The 9187-nt window shown below is 69.9% G+C and carries 10 protein-coding genes and 1 pseudogene; 9 read left to right on the top strand and 2 right to left on the bottom strand.

Annotated elements, in window-relative coordinates:
* Window positions 1–3: 3 nt before the first annotated feature.
* The 6 genes and pseudogenes from folP to ACN675_RS25995 all read left to right on the top strand — a co-directional run bounded on the left by folP (window position 4) and on the right by ACN675_RS25995 (window position 4369).
* On the top strand, window positions 4–972 hold the full coding sequence (folP, locus tag ACN675_RS26020; protein ID WP_420753577.1) for a dihydropteroate synthase: 969 nt from the start codon (window positions 4–6) through the stop codon (window positions 970–972).
* Complete coding sequence (locus ACN675_RS26015; RefSeq protein WP_420753576.1) at window positions 969–1922, top strand: glucosyl-3-phosphoglycerate synthase; 954 nt, start codon at window positions 969–971, stop codon at window positions 1920–1922. The genes folP and ACN675_RS26015 overlap by 4 nt, the downstream gene beginning before the upstream one ends.
* Before the next feature lie 28 nt (window positions 1923–1950).
* A pseudogene (locus ACN675_RS26010) lies at window positions 1951–2265 on the top strand (DivIVA domain-containing protein); the annotation flags it as partial.
* A 269-nt stretch (window positions 2266–2534) separates the two neighbouring features.
* A complete protein-coding gene (locus ACN675_RS26005) occupies window positions 2535–3107 on the top strand; it encodes a DNA-3-methyladenine glycosylase I (protein WP_420753575.1) in 573 nt (190 codons plus the stop codon).
* 148 nt (window positions 3108–3255) lie between these two features.
* Complete coding sequence (locus ACN675_RS26000) at window positions 3256–3423, top strand: DUF3117 domain-containing protein (RefSeq protein ID WP_006554284.1); 168 nt, start codon at window positions 3256–3258, stop codon at window positions 3421–3423.
* A 91-nt stretch (window positions 3424–3514) separates the two neighbouring features.
* Window positions 3515–4369 (top strand): putative RNA methyltransferase, encoded by an 855-nt coding sequence (locus ACN675_RS25995; RefSeq protein ID WP_420753574.1) that lies wholly within the window; start codon window positions 3515–3517, stop codon window positions 4367–4369.
* Between the two features lie 40 nt (window positions 4370–4409).
* On the opposite strand, the gene glgA is transcribed toward ACN675_RS25995, so the two are convergent.
* Window positions 4410–5579 carry a glycogen synthase gene (gene glgA / locus ACN675_RS25990; protein WP_420753573.1) on the bottom strand — a complete coding sequence of 390 codons (1170 nt, stop codon included), beginning with the start codon at window positions 5577–5579 and terminating at the stop codon, window positions 4410–4412.
* 106 nt (window positions 5580–5685) lie between these two features.
* Here glgA and glgC point away from each other — a divergent pair, with 106 nt between their 5' ends.
* Entirely contained in the window at window positions 5686–6900 is a 1215-nt protein-coding gene (gene glgC / locus ACN675_RS25985) for a glucose-1-phosphate adenylyltransferase (RefSeq protein ID WP_197250097.1), read from the top strand.
* An 87-nt stretch (window positions 6901–6987) separates the two neighbouring features.
* On the opposite strand, the gene ACN675_RS25980 is transcribed toward glgC, so the two are convergent.
* Window positions 6988–7623, bottom strand: coding sequence for an O-methyltransferase (locus ACN675_RS25980; RefSeq protein WP_197250096.1), 636 nt, complete (start codon window positions 7621–7623; stop codon window positions 6988–6990).
* Window positions 7624–7899: 276 nt separating this feature from the next.
* On the opposite strand from ACN675_RS25980, the gene sigE reads away from it, so the two are divergent.
* Together sigE and ACN675_RS25970 are read left to right on the top strand one after the other, a co-directional pair.
* Window positions 7900–8577 (top strand): RNA polymerase sigma factor SigE, encoded by a 678-nt coding sequence (gene sigE, locus ACN675_RS25975; protein WP_420753572.1) that lies wholly within the window; start codon window positions 7900–7902, stop codon window positions 8575–8577.
* A gap of 16 nt (window positions 8578–8593) precedes the next feature.
* Complete coding sequence (locus ACN675_RS25970) at window positions 8594–8947, top strand: zf-HC2 domain-containing protein (protein WP_420753571.1); 354 nt, start codon at window positions 8594–8596, stop codon at window positions 8945–8947.
* Window positions 8948–9187 lie beyond the last annotated feature (240 nt).

The raw sequence follows: 9187 nt of genomic DNA, 5'->3' as shown, positions 1-9187 counted from the left end.
CTCATGATCGGCCCTGCCACCTCCGGCGACCACCCGCGTCGCTGCGCTGACCCCGTGCCCGAGGGCGCCCGTCCGGCCTCCGGCGCCCCGGCGCAGGCACCGGGTGGTCCGCTGCCGACGCTGTGCGGGCGGCCCGTCGCGACCGACCGGGCGCTGGTGATGGCCATCGTCAACCGGACTCCCGACTCGTTCTACGACCGTGGTGCCACGTTCACCGACGAGGCGGCCCTGGCCGCGGTCGACCGTGCCGTCGCCGAGGGCGCCGACCTCATCGACATCGGCGGGGTCAAGGCAGGACCGGGCGAGGTGGTCGACAACGCGGAGGAGACCCGGCGCGTGGTGCCGTTCGTCGCCGCGATCCGGGCGCGCTACCCCGAGGTGATCATCAGCGTCGACACGTGGCGCTCGGACGTGGCGCGGCGCGCGGTCGCCGAGGGTGCGGACCTGATCAACGACACCTGGGCGGGCGCCGATCCGGACCTGGTCGCGGTCGCCGCCGAACTCGGTGCCGGCATCGTCTGCTCGCACACCGGGGGCGCGGTGCCGCGCACACGTCCGCACCGGGTGCGCTATCCCGACATCGTCGGGCAGGTGACCGCCGAGGTGGTCGCCGCGGCCGAGAACGCCGCCCGGGCCGGTGTCGCGGCGGACTCGATTCTCATCGACCCGACCCACGATTTCGGAAAAAACACCTATCACGGGCTCGAGTTGTTGCGTCGGGTGGACGTTCTCGTAAATACCGGGTGGCCGGTGCTGATGGCGCTGAGCAACAAGGACTTCGTCGGGGAGACTCTGGGAGTGGAACTCGCCGACCGGTTGGAGGGCACATTGGCAGCGACAGCACTGGCCGCCGCGGCAGGCGCGCGAATGTTCCGGGTTCACGAGGTCGCAGCGACCCGCCGGGTCGTCGACATGGTCGCTGCCATCGCGGGTACCCGCCCGCCCGCGCGCACGACCCGGGGTCTGGCATGAGCGCCCCGGTCCGCGTCGGAACGGACGCCCCGGCCCGGGGATGGGGCGAGACGAACAGCTGGGACCAACCGAGCTGGACGGTCGCCGAACTCGAGCGCGCCAAGGCCGGACGCACCGTCTCGGTGGTGCTGCCGGCGTTGAACGAGGAGAAGACCGTCGGAGCCGTCGTGGACACGATCCATCCGCTTCTCGGCGGTCTCGTCGACGAACTGATCGTGCTGGATTCGGGATCGACCGACGCCACCGCCGAACGCGCACGCGCCGCAGGGGCGCAGGTCCTGACCCGCGAGGAGGCGGTGCCGGGCATCGAACCGGTGCCCGGCAAGGGCGAGGTGCTGTGGCGGTCGCTCGCTGCCACCACCGGCGATCTGATCGTGTTCGTCGACTCCGATCTGATCAAGCCGGACCCGGCGTTCGTGCCGAAACTGCTCGGCCCGCTGCTGCTCGGTGACGGTGTCCACCTGGTCAAGGGCTACTACCGGCGGCCGCTGCGGGTGAGCGGCACCGAGGACGCGAACGGCGGCGGTCGCGTGACCGAGCTGGTGGCGCGTCCGCTGCTGGCCGCGTTGCGTCCCGAACTCACGTGCGTGCTGCAGCCGCTCGGCGGCGAGTACGCGGGGACCCGCGAACTGCTGACCGCGGTGCCGTTCGCGCCCAGCTACGGTGTCGAGATCGGTCTGCTCCTCGACACCTACGATCGGCTCGGGCTCGGCGCCATCGCGCAGGTCAACCTCGGTGTCCGCAAGCACCGGAACCGGCCGTTGTCGGATCTCGGGCTCATGAGCCGGCAGATCATCGGCACGATGCTGCGTCGCTGCGGTATCCCGGACTCCGGTGCGCCGCTGACCCAGTTCCTCGTCGACGGGGACTCGTTCGTACCGGTCGAGCGCCACGTCGAACTGACCGACCGGCCGCCGATGAACACCCTGATCGGTAGGCCCAGGAGCTGATGTCGGCGGTCCGTGCCAAGATCGGGACATGCTGACGGTTCTGCTGTACGTCGTCGTCATGGTGGTCGTCGGCGCGGCGTTGTTCGCCGCCGCGAGTGCTGTGTTCGGCCGGGGAGAGGCCCTGGCGCCGATCCCTCCGGGGACCACGGCGACCGTGCTGCCCGCTACCGACGTCACCGGCGTCGACGTGCACAACCTGCGGTTTCAGCAGGTGGTCCGGGGCTACAAGACGTCCGAGGTGGACTGGGCGCTGGACCGGCTGGCCCGGGAGATCGACGGGCTGCGGGCCCGCGTCGCCGAATACGAGCGCGCCGGGGTGCCGGTCCCCTCCGACAGCGGCGAACGGTACTTCGAAGCGGGGGAATTCGAGGCGGGGGAATTCGAGGATTTCGAGCCCACCGATACCGATACCGACGTCGACGCCGACACGGACGAGGGTGCGGCGGAGGAGTTCGCGCACCAGGGCGATGCCGACGCGGAGACCGAAGCGATCGCGACCGACGCCGTCGCCGCCCGTGCCGAGGCCGCGCGCGTCGAAGCCGCGCGGACCGAGACGGGAGAAGCCGAAACGGGAGAAGCCGAGGGCTCGGAGGCCGAACGGGGAGAGAAGCCGTGAGCGGCGACGACCGGGTGCGGTGCCCGTGGGCGGTCGACCCGCCCGGCTCCACCCTGTACCGCGACTACCACGACACCGAGTGGGGCCGGGAGCTGCACGGCCGCGACGAACTGTTCGAACGCCTCTGCCTCGAGGCGTTCCAGTCCGGGTTGTCGTGGCTGACGATCCTGCGCAAGCGGGAGGCATTCCGCGAGGCCTTCGCCGGCTTCGACGTCGACGCGGTCGCCCGATTCGGCGACACCGACGTCGACCGGCTGCTCGCCGACGCCCGAATCGTCCGGAACCGGCGCAAGATCGACGCCGCGATCGCCAACGCCCGCGCGGTGCTGGATCTGGCCGACACGGACCTCGACACGCTGCTGTGGTCGTTCGCACCACCGCGTCGCCCGGCACGGATCGCAACGCTCGCGCAGATCCCCGCCGTCACGCCCGAGTCCACCGCCATGGCCCGCGAGCTCAAGCGCCGAGGGTTCCGTTTCGTCGGCCCGACCACGGCGTATGCGCTGATGCAGGCCACCGGAATGGTCGACGACCACGTCGCGGACTGCTGGGTCCAAATGGACGCTTGACCAGAAAATGTGATGTGACCGAGGAGTCAGCTACCCGGTCCATGCCCGGATAGGGAAGAATGGGAAGGCGAGCCCGCCGATAAACTGTCCGGGCACAACGGTAACCCAGGCGCTCAGTCGTTGAGCGCAGATTTGGAGGGAGCAGAGGATGGCGGCCATGAAGCCCCGGACCGGGGACGGTCCCCTCGAAGCAACCAAAGAGGGACGAGGAATCGTCATGAGGGTTCCACTCGAGGGAGGCGGACGTCTGGTCGTCGAGCTCACGCCGGAAGAGGCTGCTGCCCTCGGTGACGAACTCAAGAGTGTTACCAGCTGATCTGTCCGATTTCGGACGATCCGGGCCCTGCGCTCCTCGATGCGCGGGGCCCGGACTCGTTCCACGACGCCATCGACCCTGAGGAGCGCCGGTGCTCGACGCGGTGACCGATCTGCTCGCGTGCCCGCAGTGCGGACTCGGCATGGACCTCGACGACTCCGCCCTGTTGTGCGAGAGCGGACACAACTTCGACGTTGCGAAACAGGGCTACGTCACGCTCCTCACCGGCGCCGCGACCCGCTTCACCGGCGACACCGCCGAGATGATCGCCGCGCGGGGTGACTTCCTCGCCGCCGGACACTACGACCCCATTCGCGACGCCGTCGCCCGGGCGTGCGCCGAGACCGCGGCCGGCGGCGACAACTCACCGGCGGCTCGCATTCTCGAAGTGGGTGCGGGCACAGGCCAGTACCTCGCCACCGTGCTCGACGCGCTGCCGGACTCGCGCGGCATCGGCCTCGACGTCTCCAAACCCGCGGTGCGCCGCATCGCCCGCAGCCATCCTCGCGTCGGTGCCGTGCTCGCCGACGTGTGGCGGCAGCTGCCGGTGCGCACCGGGTCGCTCAGTCACGTCCTGTCGATCTTCGCGCCGCGCAACGCCGAGGAGACCCATCGGGTGCTCGAACCCGGCGGGCGCCTCGTCGTCGTCACCCCGACGACCGAGCACCTGCAGGAACTGGTCGCGCTACCCGGCATGGTGCAGGTCGACGACCGCAAGACCGAACGCCTCGGAGCGGCCCTGTCCGGGGCCTTCGAGCGCACGGACCGCCACGAGCTGCGATTCACGATGGCGCTGGGCCACGACGAGCTGGCCCTGCTCGCGGGGATGGGACCGTCCGCCCACCACGTCACGGCGGATCGCCGCGCGGCGCTGCTGGCGGACCTGCCCGAACCGTTCACGGTGACGGCGGCCGTCACTCTCTCGGTGTGGACCCGGCGTGACTGAACCGCACCTGCCGGCTCGGCCCTGAACCACGCCTGCCGGCTTACCGGCGCGCGGCCACGTCCTGGTAGACCGTGAGCGTCTGCCGGGCGATCTGCGCCCACGAGAACTCGGCGACAGCGCGATCGCGCCCGGCGTGGCCCATCCGGGCGGCGAGATCCGCGTCCAGCGCGATTTCGTCCACCGCCGCGGCGAGCGCACGCTCGTAGGTCTGCGGTTCGTACGAGTTGTAGTGCACGAGACGTCCCGTGACGCCGTCCTGGACGACCTCCGGGATACCGCCGACATCGGACGCGACCACGGCGGTTTCGCAGGCCATCGCCTCGAGATTCACGATCCCGAGCGGCTCGTACACCGAGGGGCACACGAACACTCGTGCCGCCGAGAGGATCTCGCGGACCGATTCGGTGGGCAGCATCTCCTGCACCCAGTACACGCCGCCGCGCCGCTCCTGCAGTTCGGCGACCGCGCGTTCGGTCTCGGCGGCGATCTCGGGGGTGTCCGGGGCGCCGGCGCACAGCACCAGCTGGATGTCCGGGTCGAGGTGGTGCGCCGCCGCGATCAGGTGGCCGACACCCTTCTGCCGGGTGATGCGGCCGACGAACGCGACCATCGGCCGGTCCGGATCGACTCCGAGCCGGTCGAGCGCCGATTCGGGCCCTTCCGCCGGTCCCGGATGCCACACCCCGGTGTCGATCCCGTTGCGGACCACGTGCACCTTCGCCGGATCGACGAACGGGTACGCGTCGAGGACGTCGAGCCGCATCCCGGCACTGACCGCGATGATCGCGTCGGCGTACTGCACGGCGTTGCGTTCGGACCACGACGAGATGCGGTAACCGCCGCCGAGCTGCTCGGCTTTCCACGGCCGCCGCGGTTCGAGCGAGTGCGCGGTGAGCACGTGGGGCACGTCGTACAGTTCGGCCGCGAGGTGCCCGGCCAGGCCGGAATACCAGGTATGCGAGTGCACGACGTCGACGCCGCTCGCCGCGTGCGCCATCCGCAGCTCGGCCGACAGCGTCGTCAGCGCGGCATTCGCGCCGGCGAGCGCCGGATCCGGGTCGTGGACGAACGCGCCCTCGCGGGGCGCACCCATACAGTGCACGTCCACGTCACAGAGTCGTCGCAGCTGCGCCACGAGCTCGGTGACGTGCACTCCGGCTCCGCCGTAGACCTCGGGCGGGTACTCCCGCGTCATCATTGCCACCCGCACCCGCTCAAACTATCGGGCCCGCGATGTTCCGGCTACCGGGATCACCTCTGCGTGTCGATGTGGCGCATCGCTGGCGGCGTTGTGGGGTGGCGGATAGGTTGACTGTGTGAGGAGCCAGCCACATGTGCTTGGAATCGTGCTCGCCGGCGGCGAGGGCAAACGCCTGTACCCGCTGACGGCCGACCGCGCCAAGCCTGCCGTGCCGTTCGGCGGCGCATACCGTCTGATCGACTTCGTGCTGAGCAACCTGGTGAACGCGGGCTACCTGCGCATCTGCGTGCTGACGCAGTACAAGTCCCACTCGCTGGACCGTCACATCTCCCAGACGTGGCGGCTGTCCGGCTTCACCGGCGAATACATCACGCCGGTTCCGGCGCAGCAGCGGCTCGGCCCGCGCTGGTACACCGGCAGCGCCGACGCGATCCTGCAGTCGCTGAACCTGGTGTACGACGAGGATCCCGAGTACATCGTCGTGTTCGGCGCCGACCACGTCTACCGCATGGATCCGGAGCAGATGGTCCGCCAGCACATCGAATCCGGCGCGGGCGTCACCGTCGCCGGGATCCGGGTGCCGCGCAGCGAAGCGTACGCGTTCGGTTGCATCGACAGCGACGAACAGGGCCGCATCACCCAGTTCCTGGAGAAGCCCGCGCACCCGCCCGGAACTCCCGACGACCCGAACGTGACATTCGCGTCGATGGGCAACTACGTGTTCACCACCAAGGTGCTGGTGGAGGCGTTGCGGGCGGACTCCGAGAATTCCGACTCCGACCACGACATGGGCGGCGACATCATCCCGGCGCTGGTCGCCCAGGGTGCTGCCCACGTCTACGACTTCAACGACAACGTCGTGCCCGGCGCCACCGAACGCGACCGCGCCTATTGGCGGGACGTGGGGACGCTGGACGCCTTCTACGACGCCCACATGGACCTGGTGTCCGTGCACCCGATCTTCAACCTCTACAACAAGCGCTGGCCGATCCGCGGCGCCGCCGAGAACCTGCCGCCCGCGAAGTTCGTGCAGGGCGGACTCGCGCAGGAATCTATCGTCGGGGCGGGCAGCATCCTGTCCGCCGCGACCGTGCGCAACTCGGTGCTCAGCTCGAACGTCATGGTCGAGGACGGCGCGACCGTCGAGGGCAGCGTGCTGATGCCGGGCGTGCGCATCGGCAAGGGCGCGGTGGTGCGTCGCGCGATCCTCGACAAGAACGTCGTGGTCGGCGACGGCGAGATCATCGGTGTCGATCTCGAACGCGACCGTCAGAGGTTCGCAGTCAGCAACGGCGGGGTCGTCGCGATCGGCAAGGGTGTGTGGATCTGACGGCGCAGTCTTGAGCCGACCGATTCGCACGGCTCGGCCGGTCCGCACGGCTCGGCCGGTCCGTACGGCTCGGCCGGTCGGTACGGCTCAGCTGATCCGCACCGCGCACAGCAGTCCGTCACCGAGGGGCAGCACCACCGGGGAGAGGCGGTCGTCCGCCGAAACCGCGCGTGCCGCGTCCCGGACCGACAGCACTGTCGCGTCCCGTTCGCTCGGGTCGGTGACCCGGCCCCCGAGCAGCGCGTTGTGCAGGACCAGGACCCCACCGGGGCGCAGCAGACGCACACCCTCGCGCACGTAGTGCGGGTGGTCGGCCGGGGTGGCGTCGACGAAGATCAGGTCGTAGCCGGAGTCGGCGAGCCGCGGCAGCACGTCGAGGGCGCGTCCGTTGATGAGCCGGGTGCGAGAGGCCGCGATCCCGGCATCGCGGAACGCCTCCTTCGCGGCTCGCTGATGCTCCGGCTCGCTGTCGATCGTGGTCAGCACGCCGTCCTCGCGCAGGCCGTGCAGCAGCCACAGTCCACTGACACCGGCGCCGGTCCCGATCTCGACGACGGTCTTCGCGTCGAGCATCCGGGCGAACAGGGCGAGCGCGGCGCCGACGGAGGGCGGGATCGGATCGGCACCCAGGTCGAGGGCACGTTCGCGCGCCGCGACGAGCAGCTCGTCCTCGACGACGACGTTCTCGGCGTGGGCCAGAATCCGTTCGGCATTGGTCTGCACGGGTCGAGGCTAGCGTCGAGATCGCGTTCGCGCAGGCAGGCGCGCACGACCCGGGGGAGGAATTCTCAGCTCCGCCTCAGGTTACTCATAGGGGTGACACATGGGGAAAGGGGAGGGTGTAACCACGACGCAGAGCAGACTGCGCGGCGCAGACCGCGCTGCAACGGTCGACGGATGTCACACAGGCCGGGGAACAATCCGGCCGCCCCGGGCGTTCGACAGGGTACGTGACAGTTCTCGATCGGCGGTCCCGAAGAGGAGGATCCAGCGATCCACATGGTCGATACCCCCACGAGCGACAGCCGTGCCCTTACCGCCTCCGGCGGGGCCCTTATCGCCTCCGACGTGTTCGACGGCAGCACCGACGGTGACGCGGTCGCCGAGCTGAGCGGCACGGCGGTTTTCGACGCCACGGGCGATCGTGGGGCGATGCCGTCGTGGGACGAATTGGTCCGCGAACACGGCGACCGTGTGTACCGGCTGGCCTACCGCCTCTCCGGCAACGCGCAGGACGCCGAAGACCTCACCCAGGACACGTTCATCCGCGTGTTCCGGTCCCTCCAGAACTACCAGCCCGGCACGTTCGAGGGCTGGCTCCACCGCATCACCACGAACCTGTTCCTGGACATGGTGCGCCGCCGCAACCGCATACGCATGGAAGCGCTGCCCGAGGACTACGACCGGGTCCCCGCCGAAGGGCCGAACCCGGAGGAGATCTACCACGACGCCCGTCTCGACGCGGACCTGCAGTCCGCGCTCGATGCGCTGGCGCCGGAGTATCGTGCGGCAGTGGTGCTGTGTGACATCGAAGGACTCTCGTACGAGGAGATCGGTGCCACGCTCGGCGTCAAACTCGGGACGGTGCGCAGCCGCATCCACCGGGGTCGCCAGGCACTGCGCGAGCATCTCCGTCAGAATGCGGAGAACGAGTCCGGTCGAGTCCGTGCGGGGTAGCCGCCAGGAGGGTCTGATGACGATGGGGTTCCCGCCCCGACAGTTCGGCTCCACTGAGCATCTCGCCAGCGAAGCCGTCGCGGCGTACGTCGACGGCGAACTGCGGATGAACGCGTACCTGCGCGCGTCCCAGCATCTGGCGATGTGCCCCGAGTGTGCAGCCGAGGTGGAGGCCCAGCAGCAGGCACGTCACGCGCTGCGCAATGCCGCCGGTCGGGCGCCGCAGATGCCGAGTTCTCTGCTCGGCGCGCTCAGCAACATCCCCACCCATCTCCAGGATTCCCCCGCGCAGGCACCGCAGTCGCTGTTGCCCGGGCTGGAACAGATGTGGCCGGGGGCACGCCGCTGGTCCATCCGCCGGCGCCGCTGACCCACCCGAATACGCTGACCTACCTGAACATGCTGCCCCACCCGAATACGCGGGCCCGTCGGAGATACTGGGCCCCATCGGTGATACTGGGCACCGTGAGTGACCACGACGGGGGAGACGGACACGCGTGACGGCGGAAGCGGAATCAGTGCAGCAGTCCGGGTGGCAAGCCACCGACGACGGTGAGCCGGCCGGCCGCGCCGCCGCGTCCCCGGCGATCGAACGTCCGGCGGATGCGCC

Source organism: Rhodococcus sp. O3 (genome assembly GCF_048897285.1).
GTDB lineage: Bacteria > Actinomycetota > Actinomycetes > Mycobacteriales > Mycobacteriaceae > Rhodococcus.
Note: the sequence above shows the minus strand (reverse complement) of the source record. Positions and strands in the feature narration are given on the sequence as shown.